32 protein-coding genes and 1 pseudogene are annotated in these 24,339 nt (G+C 52.0%); 6 read left to right on the top strand and 27 right to left on the bottom strand.

Going from position 1 to position 24,339, the window contains the following annotated elements; genetic code table 11:
* Positions 1-240: 240 nt before the first annotated feature.
* The 20 genes and pseudogenes from N6G83_RS16315 to N6G83_RS16410 all read right to left on the bottom strand — a co-directional run bounded on the left by N6G83_RS16315 (position 241) and on the right by N6G83_RS16410 (position 10,590).
* The gene (locus N6G83_RS16315) at positions 241-609 is read right to left on the bottom strand and encodes a DUF2570 family protein (protein ID WP_211135420.1); all 369 of its coding nucleotides are present in this window, start codon (positions 607-609) and stop codon (positions 241-243) included.
* Positions 606-1,049: a lysozyme gene (locus tag N6G83_RS16320; RefSeq protein WP_211135418.1), complete on the bottom strand. Its 444-nt coding sequence runs from the start codon at positions 1,047-1,049 to the stop codon at positions 606-608. Before N6G83_RS16320 ends, N6G83_RS16315 begins: the two co-directional genes overlap by 4 nt.
* The gene (locus tag N6G83_RS16325) at positions 1,046-1,333 is read right to left on the bottom strand and encodes a phage holin family protein (protein ID WP_248006609.1); all 288 of its coding nucleotides are present in this window, start codon (positions 1,331-1,333) and stop codon (positions 1,046-1,048) included. Before N6G83_RS16325 ends, N6G83_RS16320 begins: the two co-directional genes overlap by 4 nt.
* Positions 1,326-1,694: a putative holin gene (locus tag N6G83_RS16330; protein WP_021805906.1), complete on the bottom strand. Its 369-nt coding sequence runs from the start codon at positions 1,692-1,694 to the stop codon at positions 1,326-1,328. Before N6G83_RS16330 ends, N6G83_RS16325 begins: the two co-directional genes overlap by 8 nt.
* A gap of 446 nt (positions 1,695-2,140) precedes the next feature.
* Complete coding sequence (gene tolA / locus N6G83_RS16335) at positions 2,141-2,593, bottom strand: cell envelope integrity protein TolA (RefSeq protein ID WP_211135416.1); 453 nt, start codon at positions 2,591-2,593, stop codon at positions 2,141-2,143.
* 170 nt (positions 2,594-2,763) lie between these two features.
* Positions 2,764-3,195 (bottom strand): antiterminator Q family protein, encoded by a 432-nt coding sequence (locus N6G83_RS16340; protein ID WP_211135414.1) that lies wholly within the window; start codon positions 3,193-3,195, stop codon positions 2,764-2,766.
* A 10-nt stretch (positions 3,196-3,205) separates the two neighbouring features.
* Positions 3,206-3,337: pseudogene (locus tag N6G83_RS16345) on the bottom strand (antitermination protein); the annotation flags it as partial.
* Positions 3,338-3,428: 91 nt separating this feature from the next.
* On the bottom strand, positions 3,429-4,352 hold the full coding sequence (locus N6G83_RS16350; protein WP_211135412.1) for a hypothetical protein: 924 nt from the start codon (positions 4,350-4,352) through the stop codon (positions 3,429-3,431).
* Between the two features lie 77 nt (positions 4,353-4,429).
* Positions 4,430-4,744 carry a hypothetical protein gene (locus N6G83_RS16355; protein WP_161714011.1) on the bottom strand — a complete coding sequence of 105 codons (315 nt, stop codon included), beginning with the start codon at positions 4,742-4,744 and terminating at the stop codon, positions 4,430-4,432.
* Positions 4,745-4,787: 43 nt separating this feature from the next.
* A complete protein-coding gene (locus N6G83_RS16360) occupies positions 4,788-7,202 on the bottom strand; it encodes a primase-helicase zinc-binding domain-containing protein (protein ID WP_211135410.1) in 2,415 nt (804 codons plus the stop codon).
* A complete protein-coding gene (locus N6G83_RS16365; RefSeq protein WP_211135408.1) occupies positions 7,202-7,798 on the bottom strand; it encodes a hypothetical protein in 597 nt (198 codons plus the stop codon). The genes N6G83_RS16360 and N6G83_RS16365 overlap by 1 nt, the downstream gene beginning before the upstream one ends.
* Positions 7,798-8,166 (bottom strand): hypothetical protein, encoded by a 369-nt coding sequence (locus N6G83_RS16370; protein WP_211135406.1) that lies wholly within the window; start codon positions 8,164-8,166, stop codon positions 7,798-7,800. The genes N6G83_RS16365 and N6G83_RS16370 overlap by 1 nt, the downstream gene beginning before the upstream one ends.
* An 88-nt stretch (positions 8,167-8,254) precedes the next feature.
* The gene (locus N6G83_RS16375; protein WP_211135404.1) at positions 8,255-8,560 is read right to left on the bottom strand and encodes a hypothetical protein; all 306 of its coding nucleotides are present in this window, start codon (positions 8,558-8,560) and stop codon (positions 8,255-8,257) included.
* Positions 8,557-9,357: an ORF6N domain-containing protein gene (locus tag N6G83_RS16380; RefSeq protein ID WP_211135402.1), complete on the bottom strand. Its 801-nt coding sequence runs from the start codon at positions 9,355-9,357 to the stop codon at positions 8,557-8,559. The genes N6G83_RS16375 and N6G83_RS16380 overlap by 4 nt, the downstream gene beginning before the upstream one ends.
* Entirely contained in the window at positions 9,350-9,577 is a 228-nt protein-coding gene (locus tag N6G83_RS16385) for a hypothetical protein (RefSeq protein ID WP_260523997.1), read from the bottom strand. The genes N6G83_RS16380 and N6G83_RS16385 overlap by 8 nt, the downstream gene beginning before the upstream one ends.
* Positions 9,570-9,740: a hypothetical protein gene (locus N6G83_RS16390; protein ID WP_211135398.1), complete on the bottom strand. Its 171-nt coding sequence runs from the start codon at positions 9,738-9,740 to the stop codon at positions 9,570-9,572. The genes N6G83_RS16385 and N6G83_RS16390 overlap by 8 nt, the downstream gene beginning before the upstream one ends.
* Complete coding sequence (locus tag N6G83_RS16395) at positions 9,733-9,933, bottom strand: hypothetical protein (RefSeq protein WP_211135389.1); 201 nt, start codon at positions 9,931-9,933, stop codon at positions 9,733-9,735. The genes N6G83_RS16390 and N6G83_RS16395 overlap by 8 nt, the downstream gene beginning before the upstream one ends.
* Positions 9,923-10,126 (bottom strand): hypothetical protein, encoded by a 204-nt coding sequence (locus N6G83_RS16400; RefSeq protein WP_211135387.1) that lies wholly within the window; start codon positions 10,124-10,126, stop codon positions 9,923-9,925. Before N6G83_RS16400 ends, N6G83_RS16395 begins: the two co-directional genes overlap by 11 nt.
* Positions 10,116-10,325: a hypothetical protein gene (locus tag N6G83_RS16405; RefSeq protein ID WP_211135385.1), complete on the bottom strand. Its 210-nt coding sequence runs from the start codon at positions 10,323-10,325 to the stop codon at positions 10,116-10,118. The genes N6G83_RS16400 and N6G83_RS16405 overlap by 11 nt, the downstream gene beginning before the upstream one ends.
* Complete coding sequence (locus N6G83_RS16410; RefSeq protein ID WP_248006610.1) at positions 10,318-10,590, bottom strand: host cell division inhibitor Icd-like protein; 273 nt, start codon at positions 10,588-10,590, stop codon at positions 10,318-10,320. Before N6G83_RS16410 ends, N6G83_RS16405 begins: the two co-directional genes overlap by 8 nt.
* A gap of 190 nt (positions 10,591-10,780) precedes the next feature.
* Here N6G83_RS16410 and N6G83_RS16415 point away from each other — a divergent pair, with 190 nt between their 5' ends.
* Entirely contained in the window at positions 10,781-10,963 is a 183-nt protein-coding gene (locus tag N6G83_RS16415; protein WP_248006608.1) for a YlcI/YnfO family protein, read from the top strand.
* Between the two features lie 424 nt (positions 10,964-11,387).
* Here N6G83_RS16415 and N6G83_RS16420 read toward each other — a convergent pair whose 3' ends face one another.
* From N6G83_RS16420 to N6G83_RS16435, 4 genes are all read right to left on the bottom strand, one after another.
* Entirely contained in the window at positions 11,388-11,903 is a 516-nt protein-coding gene (locus tag N6G83_RS16420) for a hypothetical protein (protein WP_211135381.1), read from the bottom strand.
* Between the two features lie 96 nt (positions 11,904-11,999).
* The gene (locus N6G83_RS16425; RefSeq protein ID WP_211135379.1) at positions 12,000-12,206 is read right to left on the bottom strand and encodes an AlpA family transcriptional regulator; all 207 of its coding nucleotides are present in this window, start codon (positions 12,204-12,206) and stop codon (positions 12,000-12,002) included.
* 106 nt (positions 12,207-12,312) lie between these two features.
* Complete coding sequence (locus N6G83_RS16430; protein WP_211135377.1) at positions 12,313-13,155, bottom strand: hypothetical protein; 843 nt, start codon at positions 13,153-13,155, stop codon at positions 12,313-12,315.
* A 414-nt stretch (positions 13,156-13,569) separates the two neighbouring features.
* Positions 13,570-14,751 (bottom strand): tyrosine-type recombinase/integrase, encoded by a 1,182-nt coding sequence (locus N6G83_RS16435; RefSeq protein WP_211135375.1) that lies wholly within the window; start codon positions 14,749-14,751, stop codon positions 13,570-13,572.
* Between the two features lie 250 nt (positions 14,752-15,001).
* Between N6G83_RS16435 and N6G83_RS16440 the strand changes: the two genes are divergently transcribed.
* Complete coding sequence (locus N6G83_RS16440) at positions 15,002-16,123, top strand: cupin domain-containing protein (RefSeq protein ID WP_021804690.1); 1,122 nt, start codon at positions 15,002-15,004, stop codon at positions 16,121-16,123.
* 766 nt (positions 16,124-16,889) lie between these two features.
* On the opposite strand, the gene pepT is transcribed toward N6G83_RS16440, so the two are convergent.
* Positions 16,890-18,122, bottom strand: coding sequence for a peptidase T (gene pepT, locus N6G83_RS16445; RefSeq protein WP_024531133.1), 1,233 nt, complete (start codon positions 18,120-18,122; stop codon positions 16,890-16,892).
* A gap of 333 nt (positions 18,123-18,455) precedes the next feature.
* On the opposite strand from pepT, the gene potA reads away from it, so the two are divergent.
* The 4 genes from potA to potD all read left to right on the top strand — a co-directional run bounded on the left by potA (position 18,456) and on the right by potD (position 22,344).
* A complete protein-coding gene (gene potA / locus N6G83_RS16450) occupies positions 18,456-19,562 on the top strand; it encodes a spermidine/putrescine ABC transporter ATP-binding protein PotA (RefSeq protein ID WP_211135727.1) in 1,107 nt (368 codons plus the stop codon).
* Entirely contained in the window at positions 19,546-20,406 is an 861-nt protein-coding gene (potB, locus tag N6G83_RS16455; protein WP_024531135.1) for a spermidine/putrescine ABC transporter permease PotB, read from the top strand. Before potA ends, potB begins: the two co-directional genes overlap by 17 nt.
* Entirely contained in the window at positions 20,403-21,179 is a 777-nt protein-coding gene (gene potC / locus N6G83_RS16460) for a spermidine/putrescine ABC transporter permease PotC (RefSeq protein ID WP_074031335.1), read from the top strand. The genes potB and potC overlap by 4 nt, the downstream gene beginning before the upstream one ends.
* A gap of 118 nt (positions 21,180-21,297) precedes the next feature.
* Positions 21,298-22,344, top strand: coding sequence for a spermidine/putrescine ABC transporter substrate-binding protein PotD (gene potD, locus N6G83_RS16465; RefSeq protein ID WP_024531137.1), 1,047 nt, complete (start codon positions 21,298-21,300; stop codon positions 22,342-22,344).
* Positions 22,345-22,539: 195 nt separating this feature from the next.
* Here potD and cobB read toward each other — a convergent pair whose 3' ends face one another.
* Together cobB and nagK are read right to left on the bottom strand one after the other, a co-directional pair.
* Positions 22,540-23,379 carry a Sir2 family NAD+-dependent deacetylase gene (gene cobB / locus N6G83_RS16470; protein WP_024485240.1) on the bottom strand — a complete coding sequence of 280 codons (840 nt, stop codon included), beginning with the start codon at positions 23,377-23,379 and terminating at the stop codon, positions 22,540-22,542.
* Between the two features lie 9 nt (positions 23,380-23,388).
* Positions 23,389-24,306, bottom strand: coding sequence for an N-acetylglucosamine kinase (nagK, locus tag N6G83_RS16475; protein WP_211135726.1), 918 nt, complete (start codon positions 24,304-24,306; stop codon positions 23,389-23,391).
* Positions 24,307-24,339 lie beyond the last annotated feature (33 nt).

Genomic DNA, 24,339 nt, shown 5'->3' on the forward strand with positions numbered 1-24,339 from the left:
TATAAAGCACTATCAGCGGCGTTCAGCGAATTTCTACTATAATGCTAATTTTTCACGTTTTTCCGTTGCCACTTCATCAGCCCATCAATGCGCGATGCGCACACGCCCAGTTCGCTCAGGGCTACATGCAGCGCTATGACAGCATCGCCAAACGTGGTACCGGTAAATGAGGTTTGTTCGCATTGCTGGAGCAGTACAGCGGGCGGGAACACGTAGAGCAGTTGCAGTTCCGGTGCGGTCTTAGGCCTTTCTGCGCAGGATGTCGATAGCAGAATCAGGCAGGCGCTGATTGCTACAGTCGCTATGCTCCAGCGCTTCGCGTAACGTTCTGTTTTCAACATCAGCCTTAGCCCTCTTCTGCTGCTCGATTTTCAGTTGTTCCTCGGTAACGCGGCGATCAGCATCGGCGGCACCTTTAAGCGAATTGATCGTTTTATCCCGCCCGGTCAATGCAGTGCTCAGCTCATCGTTATCTTTCTGGTACTGGCCTATGTCGGCATTCAAAGCATCGATACGCTGGTTCATGCCAAACAGCAACGCAACGAGGAACAGGACTACCAGCAACTGCCAATGGCCTTTTGCAAACTTGATTGACGCAGCCAGGCTCATGATAGGAATAGCTCCCGCTCTGCCGCTCGGCGCCTCACAAGGCCACGCATCTCTTTACCATTGGCAAACTTCCAACGCGGGAACTGGTCAGCAGCGCCTATTGGATCACCAACATTCAACTTTTTAACCAGCGTAGAACCTGCAAAATTAGGGCCGCCAATGTTGAATGCTAGCGATACCAGCGCATCAAACTGGTTCTGAGTGATCGGAGCCTTTACGGCGGAATTAACCGTCAGTTCAAACACCGCCAAATCTTCGGTTAGTGACGCCTCAGCCTGCTGCTCGGTGATGCGGTCACCAGGCTTAACGCCTTTCGTGTGGCCCCAGCCAATTGTCCAGGGCTTACCACCCGTAGCGGGGTCTGGATAGGCTTTCAGTTCCAGGCTTTCAAAGCTTTTGATGAGTGCAATGCCGCGCTGGCTCGTCTTTAAATTATTCATTGCGACCGCTCCCCATAGAACAGATGTGACACATTGCCCCGCGAACGGAATACCGCAATGCAGAGCGTAACGTTGAGAAGGGTTTCAGCAGGATCGATAACCACGTACTCACCGAAGGCAATACGGATAGCAACCGTGCCGCTGGCAATAATAATGAGATAGGCAAGAAGCGATGCTGAACGGCTGAACCTGGCACCGTTTCGGCGGTACCCCAGCATGCGCGCAGACATCAAGCCACATGACAGGCCATTAACGATCATCAGTAACATTTGTACGCTAGTCATGTGGCCCCCTTCTTAATACGTCGGGATCGGATGCTCGCTGCGTCAACGCCATCAGCAGGCGTACTGAAACGGCGGAACTGACTATTGCCCCGATCATCCTGCTGGTGCTTACACTGCCCGGAAGAAATGCAGAGATTAGTGAGGCGAAGAAGTCACAGGAAATTAACCCCACGACAAACGACACCAGGCACAGCAGCACACGGATAAGTAGCGGGTAGTCTTTGGCGCTGATCACAAAAATCACTGAGCCGATGAATGCGCCGATAAACACATCAGCAGCATCCGGCCCAGACAGCAGGCCAATGATAGTGGCACCGCCAACTACCGCAGTCTCCGTTGCCCTCGATACAGGTAACGTCATTGATGATCTCCTTTGTTCGCTCAGCGAACGCCGGGCGGTAGAAATAAAAAAGGCCACGCATTTGCGCAGCCCTAACCTAATGTGAAAAGCCTCAGCGGTTAGCCTGGGCTTAGAATGGGTACCGTTTTTCCCGGCGCTAAATCATGTGTTTGTGTGCAAAAAAATGCCCACACAGACACAGGCTGCAGGCAACATTGTCCTGTCTAACAGGGAAATCACTTATTTACCTGGCCAGCCTACGCCTATCTCCAGTAACAGATAGTAATTTGGCTATTTTTTATTCAAAATTAAATACATATGAATAGCATTGATTGTGGTCAACGTGGCGTAGTGGCCCTATCACAGATTGTGCCGACCGCCATCCTGATACGATTTGCGACTGAGACCGCTACTACCAATTAAATTTAGGTTCGGTAACCAATTGAGCTAAATGGCCGATGGTTTTATCACTCAGCAGCCATGGGCCTGAAGTCCAGTGTGAAATTTTTAAAAGCACTATAAACAACTTGTGATGGAGGTTTGGGAAAAGTGGTATTCGCTACTGCCTTTATAGCCGCACGACAAAGTGCAGGATCGCCATCTACCGCTTGGACATCCAAAAGCATACCATTCGGAGCTAGTTTGATTCTCAAATCGCATTGCTTACCAGCATATGAACTGACATCGTAAAAATTGCGTTGAATAGCGACCTGAATCTGCGCGGCATACTCCTTTTCAACCCCAACTACGGCTGAATTAGGCCTGCCGCCGCTGAGGGGAGCCAAAAGATCATCAACATCGTTTCCGGATGGAGTGGTTTTAACCACAGACTCTGTTTTCACGCACCCTGACAGCGATGTGGCAATAACTAGCAACAAAGCCGGTAAGCCAATTACAAATCCTATCCGAACCCTTTTCATGCTTTATTCCTTATGGGTATCCACAGCAGAGAGCAATAAACTAGCAAAGAAACTCATAAGATAGAAAGATTTATTACGCTCACACAAAGGGATGTAAACGCAAAACCCCGCCGTATTATTGGCAGGGTTTCGATGGTAAGCTGTGTGGCGAAGTAACCACTCTTATCAGATTAACCAGCCTTTTGGAATTCCACAAGCCTTTTTATTGCTGGCGGATAGACGTTCTCTTTCTGGCAATACCGATCCATTTCGAGGGGCACATTCAGCGTCGCGAGACAGCCGTCAATAAAGCCCTCTGCCGCCTGTAGTCGCTTCAATACCTGCGTGTGGGAAATACCCAACTTGTCCCCAATAGTACGCACCGGTATGCGGAGAACGTAATTCCACTCCAGTAACGTGCAAAGGTACGGGTCTTTTTTCTTGAGGCAAGCCACTGCTGAATTAATAATAAGTCCATCATCGTCACAGCAGCTGGGCCGAGATTTTCCTGATGCCGGTAACAGCCCTTTAAACCCACCAGCGATCGGCGAATAACCCACACCGGCTCCTTCATTGGCCGCCCATGCGCCATACCGTTCGAGTACCATTTGAATGTCACGCATTGCTCGCTCCCTTTGATTGAACCACGCCGAGGGCCGCCATGACATCGGTACCCGTCACCCGGTCGGTGCTGGTGCCGTTTGGTGTGTCGGTAATGGTCAGCCCCTGGGCGCTGAAATGTTTTAGTGACGCTTCTAGACTCATTTTCTCAGCCCTAATCGTCATCGAATTGATGTGCTCATTATTGCATTAATTGCAATTAAATTCACTTTCATTGCATTTTATGAAACGCAAATTAAGCCACCTCATGCACACCAATCAGGTTGAGATATACCCCGTCACTGTCTGCGTTCATATCCTGATACCGAGGGTATTTGAGATACCATTTCAGCACCTCCAGCGCCTCCCCTTGGGTTATGGGTTTTATCGCTTCCAATAGGCCATCAAGGTATTGCTCACGATCCCAAAGGTGCGTGTCTTCGTGGGAGTATTCATCGGGGTAAAGCTCTTTGTGCGCACCACCACGCATTGACGCTAGCCAGTCCCAATACTGGATTTCCCTCACCACATCACTTAGCGTGAAAGGCTCCGGGAGCACATCAATGAAAGTGAATTTCTCCCGATCATTGGACATGTAATCGCAGTAAATCTCTTGATACGGCCCGTACCTGGCCTCAATAAGAAGTTCGGCACTGACCGGATCGAAGGCTGACTCAAGGCGGCCAAACACGCCGCGAACAGTCCCCGCCTTCTCATACTGTTGCCTGGCCGCATTGATATGGTGCTGGGGGTCATCCATCCACATGGTAGAGAAGATGGCAGTCCATCCAGCGCCCTGGCTCTGAAGGTGCTGGGTATAGCGTTCCTGTGCCTGCTTGGGGGTGATTTTCAGTTTCTTCAGTGCTTCTTCTGCCGCTGCGATATGCGCCGGTTCTCCAGTCTTAATAACTTCCAGCACCCACAGATAAGCATCTGTCTGTTTATGTCCTGTTATTGACCGTTGAGGTGGTAGCGGTTTCGGTATGGCAACCAATGTGCCGTATTGACGCTCTGGAATACTAAAGAGCACCCGATGTTCAGGGTTATCCCTAAACTGTCCGGATCGGCGGCAGGTCGTCTTCACCGTGTTAATATTTACGCCAGTGATCCGGGATATAGTTTTGTAACCCTTACCCTCACGCTTTAAGCGCAGGATTTCTGCTTTCTGTTCCTTTGTCATTTGCACACCCTGTGTTCAAGTTGATAAAGGCGATCAGAGTGACCGCCATAATCATCAGTGCTTTTTAGCCGCACATGTCAGAATTGCCTTGGGCGATACATGCCGGTTTGGCCAATAGGTGTGACAAACTCCAACGGCATAAAGATTACCGCGCCGCACGGATGCCGCAACGGGTAGCAGAAATCCCCACCAGACACGATGGGCAACAGCATTTCCTTGCCCACAATTTTTGCCGGTGCCAATCCTGTATCACCCCGAACACGCTGCCACGCGGCGATAGGTTCAAGCTCTATTTCCTCGCCATCTTCGCCCACCACTTCCCGGCGAATGAACCATCCCTGTTGCGCCGGAATGACTTCTAAATATTCTAATTTGCTCTCGGTTCCATTCATTTTGAGTTCCTCATGATCAGCTAGGCCAAATTTGCAAAAGTGGTTAGGGTATTTCCCGTCCGTAGACGTGGGGTAAAAACTCATTCACCAATTCGGTGATCTCGACGTTCGTCTGGGTCACCCCCTTCACTTTTCGAGTTTTGTATTCCTGCTGATATTCTGCTGCAGCCTCCTTCATGGCCTTGCTCAGGTTCTCAACGCTCATCGGCTTACCCAGCCCCTGATACTCCAGATATTCTTTGTAAAGGTGGTAAAGGTAGCGTCGCGGCTCCGGCAGGGCACACTTGCCACCGCCCATCATCAAGCCTCTCGGTTCCTCCAGAAAACTGAGCGATGCGCACAACGCGATGACCGGGTTTGTCACTCGCTTGACCACCAGCGCCTCAGATGATGACCGCTGCTCGAGTAGCAGCCGCTTGGCTTTGTCCTGGTTGGCAAAAAGCGCCAGCAGGTGGCGAATTATCACAGGGAGTTCCAAACTGATTTTTTTGCTCAGGTCAGGGTCTTTATCCACGTCTTTTACCTGGTTGTTGAATGGGAAAATAACTCTACGCCGTGAAATGCCGCCATTACGCTCGGTAAAGGCCATCGGCTCGTTATTCGTCGCCATCACCACAGCCTTGATCACCATGCTGAACTGCTTCTCATACTTACCGTCAATCTCTACGGCATCCCCGCCAGTGATTGCCTTGATGCCAGTACCCTCACCCACATATTTAGGCTGGTCAGGCAGCAGGATCAGGTTACTGTTAACGAATTGCGCTCTGCCTCTGGCGGTGTCTAGGGCTGACATATTGCCGCTGGCAGTGTTGTGCTCACCGGCCAGCAGTGTCGCCACATGAGCAAAGACACTCTTACCGCTGCCCCCCTCTCCGGTGACCTCCAGAAACATCTGCCAGTCATAACGCTTGGCTAGCACCATAAACAGGGCTGCCTGAATTCGCGCCATTTTGTCTTCGTCATTTCCCGCGGCATGGCTCAACCACTGATAGAAGCAAGGTGCATGGGTGGGAAGGTTCTCACCAACAACAGGCGCTGTGTACTCAATACCATTATGGTTTTGCAGCCAGTCACCGGGATGGTGTGGGCGGAATGCGCCTTCAGACAGATCATAAACACCGTTGGAAAACCCGATGAGGTGATCCGGCTGCTGCTCCATTACCGGGATCTGTAACTTCATGGCCTTCACTGCCGCATCAATACCCCGATCGGAAAAGGGGGTGTTGTTCTCGATGAAGATAGCGGCCATTTCTCGGCATAGCTCTACATCTGACACGCGCACCCACGCGGCTCCGTCATAGTACGAAACACCCTCACTTTCTGGGTTAACGGCAATTTTGCCGTACCGTCTGGCCAAAAGCTCACCGCGCTGGCTGGCGGCCATTTGATGGAGCTCGGGGCGGCGCTCGTTTCTTCCACCATTAAGAACCGTGACCGTTGCTTTCACTTTTTTACCTCCAGGCTGGTGTAAGCCTTCGTTGAATGCCTGACGCGCAGCTTCCACGCCGTACAGTTGCCGGAAGTCGTCCCAGTCAGCCTTAACCTCTCCTGGAGGGAGCGAGATCCAGCCATTCATGGCTGCTGCTGTCTTCTCCGCTGCCAGCTTGCCAGCGTTAACCTTGGGCTTACCGTGTTCATCGAGTTCCCCGGGGTCGTGCCAGTCGTTATCAGCGGCAATAATGATCCGAGCATCCGGGAAAGTTTCGCTGAACGCCTGAGCCACAGATAGAAGGTTTCCTGCGTCAATGGCGGCAACATTCACCGCATCAGGAATCAGTAACGCTGTTGTAACGCTGGTGGCGTTACCTTCGGAGATCACCACCGTTTCAACCTGCTCAGGCAACGGCGACAACGCGATAAATGCCCCTTTCTTTTTGGTGCCTGTCAGCAATCGTTTCTCACCAGACGGCTTGATAATTTGCGCACCGGTCACCACTCCCTCAATGGAACGCAACACCAACACCATCGAACCATCATCCAGCAGGGCTTCGTGGGAGCTTGGAAGCCCCTTTTTAGCAAGGTACTCAGCGTGGCCTGAGTGCGTTTTTGCCAATAACGCAGCAACCCGTTCAGCAATAGGTTTGCCCACGACCTCACCACTCGCCTCTGCTACAGGTTTCCGTTGTACGATTGTGGGACTCTGTTGGATAAATTCTGTTGACCGGTCAACAATACCCAGCAGGCCAGCTATCATTTCGGCAGCTTCGGTAACGGTGATACCGTTCGACCTGGACACAAGATCGAGCCCGTCACCGTGGTTTGGAGCGTCACACTGGCGGCAGTGCCATTCCCCGCCATCATGGTCGTCAATGAAGTGAAAGCGATCGGTTCCACCACAGATCGGGCAGGGGCCGTGATGCCCCTTGTTCGGCGTATCGACACTGCACTGCTGAAGCAGGTTAAACCACTCGCCAGCAGCACGGCGCTTGACCTCGCGGATCAATTCGATATTACGCATCAGTGAAAGGCCTCCGCTTCAAACGTGCCATTGGCAAGATGATCTACGGCCTCAAAAAACACCAGCTTTAGCCGTTCGGTGGCTTCAATGCCCATTGTCGTTAACCATTGGTCAGTGTTTGGCGGTGCCACCATGTGCGCATACATGGTCAGCGCCGCCTTTATCCCTTCTTCTGCGCCAAGATGCTCAATCATCGCGCCTTCCAGATGACTAGCTACAGCAAAACGCATTGCTCGCGGGTACATCGGCAGCACATGCAATGTGCCGTTCGCTTCATGAGTGAATACCGGTCTGCCTTCTTTTTCCGTTTGATAGTGACGCCAGCATTCAACAAAGCGCCAGCGCCAGAACAGCAGCATATCGTCTGCCGATGGGTTACCCATGTGACCAACCCAAAATGCCATCAACTCGGCATCTAACAGACCGGTGCTCTTTTCTTGTTCATTAATCCATTTGGGAATGTCTTTCGTCAATATTGTCGCAACAAACACCTTTCCATGCTGAGAATGAATAGAGATATCTGGCAACCCATCATCAGAAACACCCGGAGCCAGAATAAACTCACCTGCATAAATAGTTTCAGGAATAATTTTCATTAATACATCTCCAGACCAAGGGTATTATCTTTAGGGTTTTTTAAAGCAATTTCGACAGCATTACTCATTAACCCTTCCATAAACTCTATTCCTTCGGGGGTCAGCTTGCTGTTGTCTTTACTCAACATACCCGGGTAGGTAGAACTCAGTAGCTGGAGGCTGTTGGCTTGCCCGTAAGTCTTGAAACATTCCACCTCAAAGCAGTCCGTTAGGCACCTATGCACAGCGCCTGCGGTCAGGTCACCTAGGATCACCGGTTTGCCGCCAGCGATGACAGTGCACACCGGGTGTCCACCACTACGACGCTTGCAATACTCAACAAATGCCTCAGCAATATGCTTACGATTTAATTCAAGTGAGCGATGCATATAATATTCCTCCCGAATTCAGGCCGAGCAAATCCCTCGACCTAAGTCGGTATTAAATTGACAATGAATAATTAATTAACGTCAGACGTTAGCGCTTCGCTTTGCGTTCTCGCTCCTTGATATTAAAGTCGGCAGTTTCCGCATTATTTCTAAGCGCAGCAACAATGCCTGGAAGGTGCGTTAACATTTCACTCAGGGCGCATAGATCAGCGCGAGCATCCTTATCGCAATAATCTTCATTATTACATGCCCAAAAACCGATATTACCTATAGCGCCCATGCCGGAAATAATGCCCTCATACGCAGCTTCAGAGTGTTGGCGGATATACAGAAGCGATTCCGTTTCTTCCCCTTGCATCGTTGCCTGGGTTAACACCTGCTCGATATGGCTCATACCTTACCTCCGAAGAGAGCGCTCAGGTTGACGCCGAATACCTCCAGCCATGCACCTGCTGGCCACGATTTCACATTACCATAACGGGGATCCGGCACTTCAACCGCTTCAATACCGTGATCCCGACACCAGCGACGCAACTTCACGAACTTGTACTCACCCCCAGTTTTCTTCTCTACCTTGGTGATCGTCGCATGCTTCACGCTCTCACCCAGACGTTCTTCCAGATCCCGGCATTTGCGAGTGGCCGCACTGAGTTTCCCAAGGGCGGAGGCTTCGCGTTTGCGGCTGATCTGCGATTTGGTGCGCACGGCGTGATCCGCTCGTTCCTTTTCGGCCAGACGACCTTTCTCTGACTCGAGAGCTATCTGGATGATTTCCAGCTTGGACAGTTCCCCTGGTGCCGGTAATGCCTTGGCATCACGTCGGGTAAAGTAGAACTCGGTCAGATCGTTGTAGTATTCCCACGCCTGATCGGTTTCCAACATTTTCGCGTGGTTGGCTGCGCCGCGTTCCGTCCAGAGAATAAGTGAGCGTGTCTTGGGGGAGATTTGCTCTCCATTTTGTGACTCGTTTAAAACTAGTCGCAAATTGTTGAGTTCAGCCCCGACCACTTTGAAGAAGTGCTTTCCCTCGATAAATCGAGATTTATTTTCATGGTGGTTCTGCTGAATACGGATCGCCGACGTGCCATACCCTGCCGCCAACTGCTCGGTGGTCGCCGCACGCTGCCCACGATACTCAATGATCTGCAGGTCTTTGGCCTCAACGGCCACCAGTTCAGTTTTTTTAGCCATTGCACACCCCCTGTTCATTTTGTGGCTGCTCGCCAAAGTCCAACGCATTGGCGGCCCGCTGTGTGAAGTCCTCGGCAACATCCACCAGTGACATGATGTATTTCTGCATTTGCTCATCTTGAGAATTGATGATGAGCTGCGCACAACTCAGCAGATCCAGCGACCGCTGTAGGTGAAGCAATACGTCTTCTTGCACCTGATAGGTGTAGGTCTTAGCCATTTTCAATCTCCGAGCCACGGCGGGCGATATCCTCAATCACATCGAGCAGTTCAAGGCACAGCTGCTTTTCCCTCTCACTTGCCGTTAGGTAGCCGGCAGCGGCAGCCAATGCTTGGATTTTGTTGAGAGCATCAATTAAATCGAGAGAACCCAGATTACGCATTGCTCACCTCTCTTTGATGGGCTTCTTCCATTAGCCAGCAGACAGAGTCAGCCGCAAGATCGAGCGCCATTTCAGCCAAGGTCTTTACCTCGTCAGAGTCGATAACATCAGCAGCGACAGCCAACGAAGACAGCAAAGCATGCAGCTGGATAGCTTTAACCTTTGCCTGGCTCAGTGTGATTTCATGCGACATTTTCACCCTCCCGGCGACGCTGTTCTTCCATTAGCCAACAAGCAGGCCCACCAGCCAGATCGACCGCCAATGTGACGAGGGTATTCAGATCTGTGATGTCGAGTTCATCAGCGCCGATATTCATGGCCAGCAGCAGCGCGTTAAGCTGGTCTGCCTGTCTACAGGCTTCAGGGAGTCCGTTTTCAAGCGACATTGGCAACCTCCTGCTCTGGGCGGTTCGGGGACACATGCCAGCCAGCGCGTTGGGCCAGTTCGATGAAAGTTTCGATGGTGGCTAGTATTTCGCCGTCGCCGATCATGCGTTCACTGGTAACCTTTCCGTTCTCGATGGTCAGCATGATGCGAGCGGAATAGCTCTCGGCGATATTGGGGATCTGGTTAGGTTTATGCATGGCTGGACTCCTTTACGGTCTGGCGCTGTTCGTAAACCCACATGAAACCTTCGTCAGTGGAGAATAATTGCAGGCGGCAAGGTGCTTCAGTGCGGATTTGGGCAGCGAAGATCAGAGTCCAGCCGACGAATTTTGCGCGGCCCTCGTCTTCTGTATCCGCCTCAACACGCAGCACATCAGGATGCAAGACAGGAAATTCCTTGGCAATAACCAAGAAAATGCATACAAATTTAGGGCGAGTTTGGGTACTATGTTGACATGCCATAGTGTTAGCTCCGATAACATTGTGGTTAGAGGCCCAGATAGGATTGCCGTCCTTCTGGGCTTCGCTGTTTTTGCACCTTAAATGAATCAAGGTGTCCTCCACTTTATTCTCAAGGTGGAGGCACGTCAAGCATTTTACCAGTTTGTATTTTGTGTATACTGTCCTCCACCAAACGAGGGAGATTTCATCTGTGGCAACGAAAGCAGTTAACGCAAAATCACAAAAGGTACAGGCTCGCGCCCCGCATGAGGTTGTTGAAGCAATGGAGTCAGTAAAAGAAGATGGAGAGACTACGGGGCAGTTCATCGTTACCGCCATGCAAGGTGAGATCAAGCGCAGGCAACGCAAGAAGGCCAAACAAGAGAACGACTGATCACCGTCAGCGTTAACCCAAAGGGTAGCATTCGCAGTGCTGCCCTTTTCATTGCCTGCAATCCGCTGATCGGGGGTGTGAGAAATTTTTCGCATACCAGGTGTACAGGTGGTGACGAATTTCGTCGGTGCTTCTGAACCAGAATACTGTTCGTGTTTGGCCGATTCCGGGGATTCACCGGAATTAAGCCCCATCAACGAGTTACGGCCAATTTGCATACCGATAAAATCGGCACACAAAGTTTGCTCAACTCCAAATGAGTTGTACCAGGCTTGTGAGTAACCAAAAGTTACCGGCAAAGTTTGTGCTCCACTGAATGATGACCGCAACTGACCCGAAATTATCGGGCTTGTGTGCTGGACATAATCGCTGTAGCCCTTGTGGGGTGCGGCTTCTTTTGGGCATACCCCGTAGTTGATTGACATCATCCCAGCACCTCCAGGCGCACACCCTTAGCCGTGTAACCCTGAACGCGAACACCATCAACACGGTGACGCTTTTTGGTCAGAAACCGAAGGTGGTCGTCATACACGTACAGCCATTGACCATCGACAGCCACTGGCTTGAAGGCTTTCTGAGGCTTCTGTGATACTTGGACAACATGATATAACTCATTGTTTATAGGCTTTTCTACTGGGCATACCCCCTTATCGTTTCCTGTTTTGCGATACAGCCAGAAGCTTTCCTTCTTGCCGGTCAGTTTCCTCGAACGAACCGGCACGTAACCAGCCTCACGCATGGCCTTACCGAACGCGGCATCATCCAGGTAATACTGGCGGCGTAATTCAGTTGGCACCGACACAGCAAAACTTTGCTTAGTCCAGTACTCAGCCCATTGGCGAACCAGCTCGATCGGCAAGCCATTTACCAAAATACCGCTGGTAACGAATTCAGGGTGAGCGAAGCCCCGGCCAGTGATGGCCGTATTTTTCAGTTTCATTGGTTATCCCTCGTTAAAGCTTTTGATTGCTGCCGGTGAATACTGGATGCAATTCACCGCAAACACCCGCAAAACATGAACACCTGGTATTCTTTATCAGGCGACCTCCTTGCGGGATTCAGCAATGCGTTCATTGACCCACTCATCAATTTCGCTTTCAACGAAGGCGATGGCACGAGTGCCGATCTTTACGGACGTAGGGAATTTACCCTGGGACATGAGGCGATAGATCCAGGCTTTGCTGTAACCAGTTCGGCGCTGGACATCTGGTAGGCGGATAAGTGATTGTGCTGTTTGTGGCATGTAGACCCCTGTTTCTGTCTATTGTCGCGTGTAGACGTTGAAATAACAGGGGGAGCATGACAGAGGCTGTATGATCTTATATGGAGTTTTGGAAAACTCCGTGGAGTTATCTGTCTACGCCTCCTTTTCGCAACCAATCTATTAGAGATTTATCATCATCTGGAACGGGAGCGCTCGGAGCTACTCTCACTAGCTTTCTACGTAAATCAGTAATGCTTCCTTTTAGGTCATTCTCAGTTAAACCGAGCTCTTTCATTAAAGCGACTGCAAACGTAGATTGCTTAACTGTAATTTTTGCTGGTTTGTGGCTAGCACTTATAGCTTTTTGCATTGAATCGCCAAGCAAGTGCTCATAAATATTTAAAATTTGAGATCTTGTAATGTATAAATTATTAAGAGTTAGTTTAATTGGTTTGGATTGGATGTCAGCCATAAACAAGTAATCGCCAAGCTCTCCCTCAGAGTCTGCTGGATTCGCTTTGAAAGATGTGCTTTTTATCATCAACATTGCGTTTGGATCAACATCCATGCCCAGCACTTCAAAAATTTTAGCAGCCATTTGCATTTCCTCTGAAACTCCGCCAATTAATGGTGGATTATCAAAGTCGTAATATGGAAACAGACTTGATTCTAACTCCCACAAACCATCTACTGACACCGGAAAACCGCCACCATGAAAAACAGTATTTGCAAATTCCGCAAGCTGCTCCTCAGTATCGACACAGAATGAACGCTCAGGAAAAATGCCAATCAATGGATGAGGCTTGATATATTCATTTCCTCTCTGGATAAAATCACCAACCTTAACAGCACTCATCATTTCAAGGAGAAACATCAAAATTTTTGCCGAATCCGAGATGGCAGGTATTAACAACTTCCCTTTCGCATCATACAGCTTCATACAAAGTTTAATTTTATTTTCTCCAGCCCAGTAAATTATGTCTTCCACAGAGCATCCTAAAATTTCTGACGCCCTAGATATTCGACAATAATCAACGGAGGGAATATTTTTTAGTCCTCGATTACTTTCCATCACGCCACCCCACGCCTCTAAGATTTTAGCGGCTATGCCAGTCCGTAGAGGTGTACGGGTTTTCGGTAGCGAACCTAGACATAGCCTATTCATTTAACGTCTACTGGAGTCTATCAACTGGCTATCCATACAGCAACGCCACAATCAACAAGTTATAATCAATTAGGTAGATCAGGTAGAAGGTAGGTAGAAGGGAAATAAATACCCTCTACCTGTCTGTAAGCCTTGTGGTGTATGGCTTTAAGGTGGTTAGGTAGACCGGGTAGACCGAAAACCACCTAAAAACTTTTGCAAGGGGGGTAAAGCAAAGCCATTCCTCTGGCTGGCCGCTCACAAGCGTTCCATGGTGTCCATGTAGTCAGCGTACCACTGCAGCATCTCTCTGCGCCCGTCCAGGTACTGCGCGTGGTTGTAGGTGCCCCTTATGCGGTTTTTATCGATATGCGCGAGCTGTAGCTCGATCCAGGCGGTGTTAAAACCCTGCTCGTGCAAGATGGTGCTCATTGTGTGCCGGAAGCCGTGACCAGTTGCCCTCCCGCGGTAACCAATGCGATAGATAAGGAGATTCATTGTCATTTCACTTATCGACTTGTCGCTCCCTACCCGGCCAGGGAATATAAATTTCCCCTTCCCACTGATCGGATGAACACGGTGTAAAATTTCAAGCGCTTGCTTTGGTAATGGCACTATGTGGCCCCGTCGCATTTTCATTCTTTCTGGCGGGATTTCCCAAAGAGCGTTATCCATGTCAATTTCACTCCACAACCCGCCCCTAAGCTCACCAGGGCGCAGCCCAGTCATAACCAATAGCCTTAATGCAAATTTTGCTATCTCGCTTCCACGGTAGCCATCTACGCAATGTAGAAACTGTGGTAACTCACTCGCTTTAAGATGGACGTAGTTACTGCTCTTATGAGGTTGCAGAGCACTGGACAGGTCTGGAGCGGGATTATATTCAGCTCTGCCGGTAATAATGGCATATTTCCAAACCTCAGCGCATCGCTGCCTGACTTTGCGGACTTTCTCGGTGGCCCCTCGGCGCTCGATCCTCGATAACGCATCGAGAAGCTCAAGAGGCTTAATATCTTTGATTGGACGATGGCCGATATAGGGGAAGATATCTTTTTCAAACGAATTCATCATGTCTTTGCTGTAACCAGCAGACCACCGCTCAGCATTCCGTGCATGCCACTCTCTCGCAATTGCCTCAAAGGTATTGGACTGCTCCAACAAAAGTGCCCGTTTATTTTCTTTTCGCACGTCGCTTGGGTTTTGCCCTGCCATGACAAGCTTTCTCATCTCGTCACGTTTTTCTCTGGCTTCAGCTAAGCTGGTTAGAGGATATGTCCCCAAAGATATCATCTTCGCCTTTCCAGCAAAGCGGTAGCGAAAACGCCAAGCTTTCGAGCCGGATGGTTCAACAATGAGAGACAACCCAAAACCGTCAGTTATACTGTAGGTCTTGGCTTCAGGCTTGGCGCGCCTGATTTGAAGGTCGGAAAGCGGCGGCATGTGTATAGTTTTCCTGGCGGATGCATAAAGTGTCTGTAGAGACGGAAACTATACATAAAACTATACATATTTCCATGTAGATTTAGGTTTACCTCAGTAGCCGTAAGAATACTGCATTTTCCTTCAAAGCCTTTATACATCCAGCTTTAGTAGACTTTACGATATGTAGCTGGACAACAAAATTAAGTTGACCCACGGGGCCTAACTTCCGTTATAATCCCTGCAGGCTCACTCTATCCTGGAATAGAACATGGATTACCAATTAGATCTCGACTGGAACGACTTTTTGCAACGCTATTGGCAAAAGCGCCCGGTAATTATCAAGCGTGGTTTTAACAACTTTATCGACCCGATTTCCCCGGATGAGCTGGCCGGGTTGGCCATGGAAAACGAGGTGGACAGCCGCCTGGTGAGCCATCAGGAAGGTCGCTGGCAGGTTGGCCACGGCCCGTTCGAAAGCTTCGATCATCTGGGCGAGAACAACTGGTCATTGCTGGTGCAGGCCGTTGATCATTGGCATCAGCCTTCCAGTGCCCTGATGCAACCGTTCCGTAAGCTGCCGGACTGGCGCATGGACGATCTGATGATTTCGTTCTCAGTACCGGGTGGCGGCGTTGGCCCGCATCTCGATCAATATGACGTGTTCATCATCCAGGGCACTGGCCGCCGCCGTTGGCGCGTGGGTGAAAAAGTGCCGATGAAACAGCACTGCCCGCACCCTGACCTGTTACAGGTTGAGCCGTTTGACGCCATTATTGACGAAGAGATGGAGCCTGGCGATATTCTGTATATCCCACCGGGATTCCCGCATGAAGGCTACTCGCTGGAGAATTCGCTCAACTATTCCGTCGGTTTCCGCGCGCCGAATGGCCGCGAGATGGTGAGTGGCTATGCCGACTACGTGCTGGCCCGCGAGTTAGGCAGCAAACGTTACACCGATCCGGATATCGCACTGCGCGATCATCCGGCGATGGTTCTCCCCCATGAGGTCGATGCGCTGCGCGGGATGATCCTGGAGCTGGTGCAACAGCCGGAGCACTTCCAGAACTGGTTTGGTGAGTTTATTTCGCAATCGCGCCACGAGCTGGACATCGCGCCGCCAGAGCCGCCTTATCAGGCTGGTGAAATCTATGAGTTGCTGCAACAGGGTGAGCCATTACAACGTTTGGGTGGGCTACGCGTGCTGCGCGTTGGCGACCAATGCTTTGTCAACGGTGAGCTAATCGACACCGAACATCTGCAAGCCGCCGATGCGCTGTGCCAGCACGCCAGCGTTGATGCCGCCTTGCTGGGCGACGCGGTGGACGATCCGTCGTTCCTGGCCCTGCTGACGGCGTTAATCAACAGCGGTTACTGGTATTTTAACGACTAGGACGCCCCTCACCCCAACCCTCTCCCGCAGGGAGAGGGAGCTGGTATGGCGTTGTCGTCTGACACAGTAACTAATCTGTAGCGCCGTTGAGGTCTAGGCTGAGTACCAAAGCCAAGTGGTAGCACATTCGGTCCCCTCGCCCTTTGGGAGAGGGCGCTGGTTTGGCGTTGTAGTCTGACACAGTAACTAATCTGTAGCGCCGTTGAGGTCTAGGCTGAGTACCAAAGCCAAGTGGTAGCACATTCGGTCCCTTCGCCCTTTGGGAGAGGGCGCTGGTATGGCGTTGTCGTCTGACACAGTAACTAATCTGTAGCGCCGTTGAGGTCTAGGCTGAGTGCCAAAGCCAAGTGGTAGCACATTCGGTCCCCTCGCCCTTTGGGAGAAGGAGCTGGTATGGCGTTGTCGTCTGACACAGTAACTAATCTGTAGCGCCGTTGAGGTCTAGGCTGAGTGCCACAGCCAAGTGGTAGCACATTCGGTCCCCTCGCCCTTTGGGAGAAGGAGCTGGTATGGCGTTATAGTCTTGTACAGTAATTAATCTGTAGCGCCGTTGAGGTCTAGGCTGAGTACCAAAGCCAAGTGGTAGCACATTCGGTCCCCTCGCCCTTTGGGAGAGGGCGCTGGTTTGGTGTTGTAGTCTGACACAGTAATTAATCTGTAGCGCCGTTGAGGTCTAGGCTGAGTACCAAAGCCAAGTGGTAGCACATTCGGTCCCCTCGCCCTTTGGGAGAGGGTTAGGGTGAGGGGCCTTTGTTAAAGCAAAAAACTACCGTTTAGCGCGCTCGGCGCTCAGAGTAGCAATGCGCATAATCACCGCTACCGCCTGCTCCATCCCTTCCAGCGTAATAAACTCATGCTTGCCATGGAAGTTATAGCCGCCGGTAAACAGGTTTGGACAAGGCAGCCCCTTGAAGGACAGCTGTGCACCATCGGTGCCACCGCGGATCGGCTTCATCACCGGCTCAATATCGCAGTCCCGCATCGCCTGCTGTGCCAGTTCGATCACATGAGGATGCTCGGCCACCTGCTCCCGCATGTTGTAGTAATTATCCTCAATCGCCACCTCAATGTAGCAATCCCGTGGTAACCCACGGCCAACTTTTTGTGCAACTTCAATCATCTTGCGCTTGCGTGCCTCAAAACCTTCACGCTCAAAATCCCGCAGGATGTAGTGCATCTCGGCACGTTCAACGTTCCCCTTGATGCTGTTGAGATGGTAAAAGCCCTGATACCCCTCAGTATGCTCCGGTGTTTCCTCGGCGGGTAACGCCTGTTGGAAACGGGTTGCCAACGACAACGCGTTCACCATCACCCCTTTGGCACTGCCGGGATGTACGTTATTACCGACGATTTTCACCGTCACCGCTGCCGCATTGAAGTTTTCACACTCCAGCTCACCAACTCCACCACCATCGACGGTGTAAGCCCATGCGGCATCAAACGCGGCAACGTCAAAGAAATGCGCTCCCTTGCCCACTTCTTCATCCGGCGTGAACGCCACGCGGATATCGCCGTGAGGTATTTTTTGCTGCTTTAGCCGCACCATCGCGGTCAAGATCTCGGCAATCCCGGCTTTATCGTCGGCCCCCAACAGCGTTTTGCCGTCGGTAGTGATCAGCGTTTGCCCCAGCATCTGATGCAAGATCGGGAACATCACCGGCGATAACACTTCATCACCAATGCCCAAGGCAATGTCACCACCGCGATAGTTTTCCACTATCTGCGGTGTCACATGCTTTCCCGAAAAATCGGGTGAAGTATCAAGGTGAGAAATAAAGCCAATGGCTGGCACTGGCCAGCTCACATTGCCAGGCAGCGTACCCATCACGCAGCCATGTTCGCTTAGCGATACCCGTTCAAACCCCAGCCCAATCATTTCCTGTTGCAACGCACGCGCCAGCTTCAGTTGCCCTTCGGTACTAGGCACATGTTTGACGTTCGCTTTAGCCTGTGTGTCAAATGAGACGTAGTTAAAAAAGCGATCTAGTAGTTTATCCATGGTTCCGCCCTCAGAATTTCGCGTTTCATTATGCGGAACCGATCCGGATCAAATATTGAGACAGGTCATTAATAATCAGATTTAACACAAATCATTAAAGCAAGTGATGGTTTAATAGGGTAACTACCGACGCAAAAATCGGCCAATTGGCATGACTTATGGGCTGTTTGGCTTTCAATTACCTGATTCAGCGTCTATCATGCGCGCTCTTAAATTTTTGATCGGCGCCGCTGGCTTTGAGCTTCAGTACCTGACGGGTCACTCCCGTAAGCTCGCGCAGTCTTTTCCAGCGGCGGTTCTATCTGCACCACCGTACGGGATAGAGACACTAAAATGACTGAACGATCCTCTCTGGTTACACTGAACGCCCTGAGTAAAAGTTTTGACGGCAAAGAGATCATCCGCGATCTCAACCTTGAGATTAACGATGGTGAATTCCTCACCCTGCTTGGCCCTTCCGGCTGCGGGAAAACCACCGTGCTGCGGCTGATTGCCGGGTTGGAAAATGCCGACCACGGGCAGATTGTGCTCGACGGGCAAGACATCACCGCCATCCCGGCCGAGCATCGGCACGTTAACACCGTGTTTCAAACCTATGCCCTATTCCCCCATATGACCGTGTTTGAAAATGTCGCCTTTGGCCTGCGCATGCAGAAAACCCCAGAGGCGGAGTTAACGCCGCGCGTGGAGGAAGCCCTGCGCATGGTGCAATTGGACGAGTTCGCTCAGCGCCGCCCGCATCAACTGTCTGGTGGGCAACAGCAACGGGTCGCGATTGCCCGGGCCGTGGTGAATAAACCTAAACTGTTGCTGCTCGACGAGTCGCTTTCGGCACTGGACTACAAGCTGCGCAAGCAGATGCAGAACGAGTTGAAAGCGCTACAGCGCCAGTTGGGCATCACCTTTGTGTTCGTCACGCACGATCAGGAAGAGGCTCTGACCATGTCCGATCGGATTGTGGTGATGCGCGACGGGCGAATAGAACAAGACGGTACCCCACGGGAAATCTACGAAGAGCCCAAGAACCTGTTTGTCGCCAGCTTTATCGGTGAGATCAATATCTTTGATGCGGTAGTGCTACATCGTATCGATCCGCAGCGGGTGCGCGCTCGTGTAGAAGGCCGTGAGTGTGATATCTACGCCGATCTCCCGGTCGAGCCTGGGCAATCCCTGAAAGTTCTGCTGCGCCCGGAAGATCTGCGCGTCGAAGAGGTGAACGACAGCGAGCAGATAGATGGCCTGATCGGCTACGTGCGCGAACGCAACTATAAAGGCATGACGCTAGAGTCGGTAGTTGAACTGGAAAACGGTAAAATGGTGATGGTCAGCGAGTTCTTCAATGAAGACGATCCTGACTTTGACCACTCGTTAAACCAAAAGATGGCGATAACCTGGGTTGCAAGCTGGGAGGTAGTGCTGGCCGATGAAGAAATCGCGTAATTTGCTGCAAAACCTGGTGATCAGCGGCACCGTTGGCTGGCTGGTGCTGTTTGTTTTTCTGCCGAATCTGATGATTATCGGTACCAGTTTCCTCACCCGTGACGACGCCAATCTGGTACAGATGGTGTTCACTCTGGATAATTACACCCGGCTGTTTGATCCCCTGTATGCCCAGGTGATGCTGCACTCGCTGAACATGGCGGCGATCGCCACCTTGTGCTGCCTGCTGCTGGGTTATCCCTTCGCTTTTATTCTGGCCCGCCTGCCGCAAAGGGTGCGCCCGCTGCTGCTGTTCCTGCTGATTGTGCCCTTCTGGACCAACTCGCTGATCCGTATCTATGGCCTGAAGCTGTTTCTCAGCACTCGCGGCTATCTGAATGAGTTCTTGCTGTGGGCCGGGATCATCGATACTCCGTTACGCATTATGTATACCTCTGGCGCAGTGGTGTTAGGGCTAGTCTATATCTTGCTGCCATTTATGGTGATGCCGCTCTACTCCAGCCTGGAGAAGCTGGATAAATCCTGCCTGGAAGCGGCCCGCGATCTCGGGGCCAGCAAGCTGCAAACCTTTATCCGCATCATCATTCCGCTGACTATGCCAGGCATTATCGCCGGTTGCCTGTTGGTGCTGCTGCCCGCTATGGGGCTGTTCTACGTGGCCGACTTGATGGGCGGAGCCAAAAACCTGCTGATCGGTAACGTCATCAAGAGCCAGTTCCTGAATATCCGTGACTGGCCGTTTGGTGCCGCCACCAGCATTTGCCTGACGCTGGTGATGGGGCTGATGCTGTGGATCTATTACCGGGCCGCCAAGCTGCTGAACAAAAAGGGGGAACTGGAATGATCGGACGCCTGTTGCGCGGTGGCTTTATGAGCCTGATTTACGCTTATCTCTATATTCCCATCGTGATCCTGATCGTTAACTCGTTCAACACCTCGCGCTTTGGCATCAACTGGCAGGGTTTCACCACCCACTGGTACAGCATGTTGATGAACAACGACAGCCTGTTGCAGGCCGCGGGGCATTCACTGACCATGGCGGTACTTTCCGCCAGCTTTGCGACCATGATCGGCTCTTTGGCGGCGGTGGCATTGTATCGCTATCGTTTTCGCGGGAAACCCTTCGTCGGTGGCATGCTGTTTGTGGTGATGATGTCGCCAGATATCGTGATGGCCATCTCGCTGCTGGTGCTGTTTATGCTGCTGGGGGTCTCGTTGGGCTTCTGGTCGCTGCTGTTTTCGCATATCACCTTCTGCCTGCCCTTTGTGGTCGTCACCGTCTATGCGCGCCTGAAGGGCTTTGACGTCAAGATGCTGGAGGCTGCACGCGATCTGGGTGCCAGCGAAATGGTGATCCTGCGCAAAATCATCCTGCCGCTGGCGATGCCTGCCGTTGCCGCCAGTTGGCTGCTAAGCTTCACGCTGTCGATGGATGATGTCGTGGTCTCTTCGTTCGTGACCGGGCCAAGCTACGAGATTTTGCCCTTGAAGATCTATTCGATGGTGAAGGTCGGCGTTTCGCCTGAGGTGAACGCCCTGGCGACCATTCTGCTGGTGTTATCGCTAGCGCTGGTACTGACCAGCCAACTGCTGTTGCGCGATCGGCAAAAACACTGATTTGCCAATGGGATAAGCGCCTTTACCCCACTGGGTACGCCACCTATAATGGCCGCTCTCTGGGGTATGGCGCATCACGCTATACTGTAAAAACACGCACTGCTAAAGGATCCGTACCATGAAAAAGTGGTCACATCTGCTCGCAGCCGGGATGATGGCACTGAGCCTTGGCTCGGCAAACGCCGCGGACGACGGCAAAACGCTCTATTTCTACAACTGGACCGAGTATGTCCCGCCGGGGCTGCTGGAACAGTTCACCAAAGAAACCGGTATCAAGGTGATTTACTCCACCTATGAATCCAACGAAAGCATGTACGCCAAGTTGAAAACCTACCGGGACGGCGCGTACGATCTGGTAGTCCCTTCTACCTATTTCATCGCCAAGATGAGCAAGGAAGGGATGCTGCAAAAGATCGACAAAAGCAAACTCAGCCACTTTAACGATCTCGATCCCAACCTGTTGCACAAGCCGTTCGATCCCAACAACGATTACTCCATTCCCTATATCTGGGGCGCAACCGCCATTGGTGTCAATACGGATGCCATTGATGCCAATACCGTAACCGCTTGGGCCGATCTGTGGAAGCCGGAATACAAAGGCCGCGTGTTGCTCACCGATGATGCACGTGAAGTGTTCCAGGTCGCGCTGCGCAAGTTGGGTTATTCGGGCAATACCACCGATCCTGAACAGATCGAGGCTGCCTATAACGAGCTCAAGAAGCTGATGCCAAACGTACTGGCGTTTAACTCTGATAACCCCGGCAATCCGTATATGGAAGGCGAAGTCGATCTGGGCATGGTGTGGAACGGTTCGGCCTATGTCGCACGCCAGGCTGGTACCCCACTGGAGATCGTCTGGCCGAAAGAAGGCGGTATTTTCTGGATGGATAGCCTGGCTATTCCGGCGAATGCCAAGAACGTCGAGGGAGCGTTGAAGCTGATCGACTTCCTGCTACGCCCGGAGATCGCAGTACAGGTGGCGGAAACCATCGGTTACCCTACCCCCAATCTGGCCGCGAGAAAGCTGTTGCCGAAGGAGATCGCCAACGACAAATCTCTGTATCCAGATAATGCGGTGATTGAGAACGGTGAATGGCAAAACGATGTGGGCGATACCAGTACGCTGTATGAGACCTACTTCCAGCAGCTAAAAGCCGGTCGCTGATCCCCTCACCAGTTCCCTCTCCCACAGGGAGAGGGAACTGGTACAGTGCCATGGCCAGATCTCGCGTTTAATCTGTGTCCCCATGTCCAGGTCAGTTTCTACAACTGATAGCGTACTCGATCGGTCCTCTCTCCCTGTGGAAGAGGGTTAGGGTTAGAGTGAGGGGCAAGCATCAATCTACCCCCCAACCTCCTGCTACGGCTTATCCGCCCGCTCGACCTTGCCCATCAGGAACTTGTGCACAAAGCGTGGCACCACTTCGCTGGCCGGGCCGTAATGCTTCTCTTCGAACTGGCTTTCCACCAGGCTCGGCTCCAGGTTCAGCTCCATGGTATAAGCCCCACCCAACCGTGCCTCGTGAACAAAACCTGCCGCCGGGTAAACATTGCCAGAGGTGCCAATCGCGATAAAGAAATCGGCCTTGGCCAACGCGGCGTAAATCTCATCCATCCCCAGCGGCATTTCACCAAACCACACCACGTGGGGCCGCAGAGGCGCAGGGAACTGGCAGCAGTGGCAACGTTCATCCACACTCAGATCGCCCAACCATTCCACCACCTGCCCGGAGCTGGTGCAGCGTACTTTCAGCAGCTCACCATGCATATGCAACACCTGCTTGCTACCGGCTCGCTCGTGCAAGTTGTCGATATTCTGCGTGACCAGCAGGAAGTTCTCCTCCCCCAGCCACTCTTCCAAATCAGCCAGCGCACGGTGGGCCGCATTAGGGCCGATATCTGACTGCTGCAGTTGACGACGGCGCGCATTATAAAACTCCTGCACCAAGGCAGGATCGCGCTGAAAACCGTCCAGGGTGGCGACATCTTCCACCTTGTGCTCTTCCCACAGCCCATCGGCAGCGCGGAAAGTACGGATGCCAGACTCGGCAGAGATCCCAGCCCCCGTCAGCACCACGACAAACGGCTTTTTCAGCTCTGCCGCCGCCATGGTATCGCGTTGGAATATCCGCGAGCGAAAACGCTGATGCCGCACATGCTTACTCTTGCGAAACTGACACAACCGATGGCGAGTGTGCATGAACTCTCCTTATTTATGACTTTCCACCAAATTGAGGAACGCTGCCCCACGAACACCACCGGCATCGCCATAGCGTGCCTTCTCGATGCGTGGCAGTTTGGCTACCCGTAACAAATGGGCGGGCAAACGCTGGGGCAACGCCTGATAAATTGCGGCAAAATTCGATAAGCCGCCGCCAATCACCACCAGGTGGGGGTCGATGATGGTCAGCAGGTTGCCCAGGCAAATGGCCAGGACATCCAGAAAACGTTCTACGTGCGCTACAGCCTGTGGTTCACCGGCCTGATAATGCGCAATGATTTGCTGCGCTGGCAACCGTTGTTGATAAAAATGCGCGTACATCCACTCAAATCCGCGGCCAGAGATGTAATTCTCGATGCAACCGTCATGGCCGCAGCCACAGGGAACGCGAGGAATATCACGCCCGAGCACCTCCAGCGCATCCACAGGCAAGCGGAAATGGCCAAACTCTCCGGTGATAAAGTTACGCCCAGAGACCACTTTACCATTAACGATCAAACCACCACCAACTCCGGTACCCAGGATGATGCCCAGCACCATCGGGTAATGGCGAAACTCTTCGTCCCAAGCTTCCGAGAGCGTGAAGCAGTTGGCGTCGTTATCGACCTTGACCTCACGGCCAATCAGCGCGCTCAGATCGCGAGGCAGCGGCTGCCCCATCGCGGCCGGGACGTTGGCGGTAAACAAGGTGCCATCTTCATTTGGCAGGCCGGGAATACCTATGCCCACCAGCCCTTGCGTACCACAGACGGCATCGGCCTCATGGGTGAGATCGCGTAATACCGCCAGCAGTTGCCGGTAGTCGTCACGCGGCGTCGGCACCCGCTTTTGCCAGATACGTTGCAGATTGGCGTCGAACACCCCAAGTTCAATCTTGGTGCCGCCCATGTCGAAACCGTAGTACATAACTCGCCCTCAGGGTAAAAAAATGGGGCCCGC

It is taken from the genome of Serratia sp. PL7, from assembly GCF_945957435.1.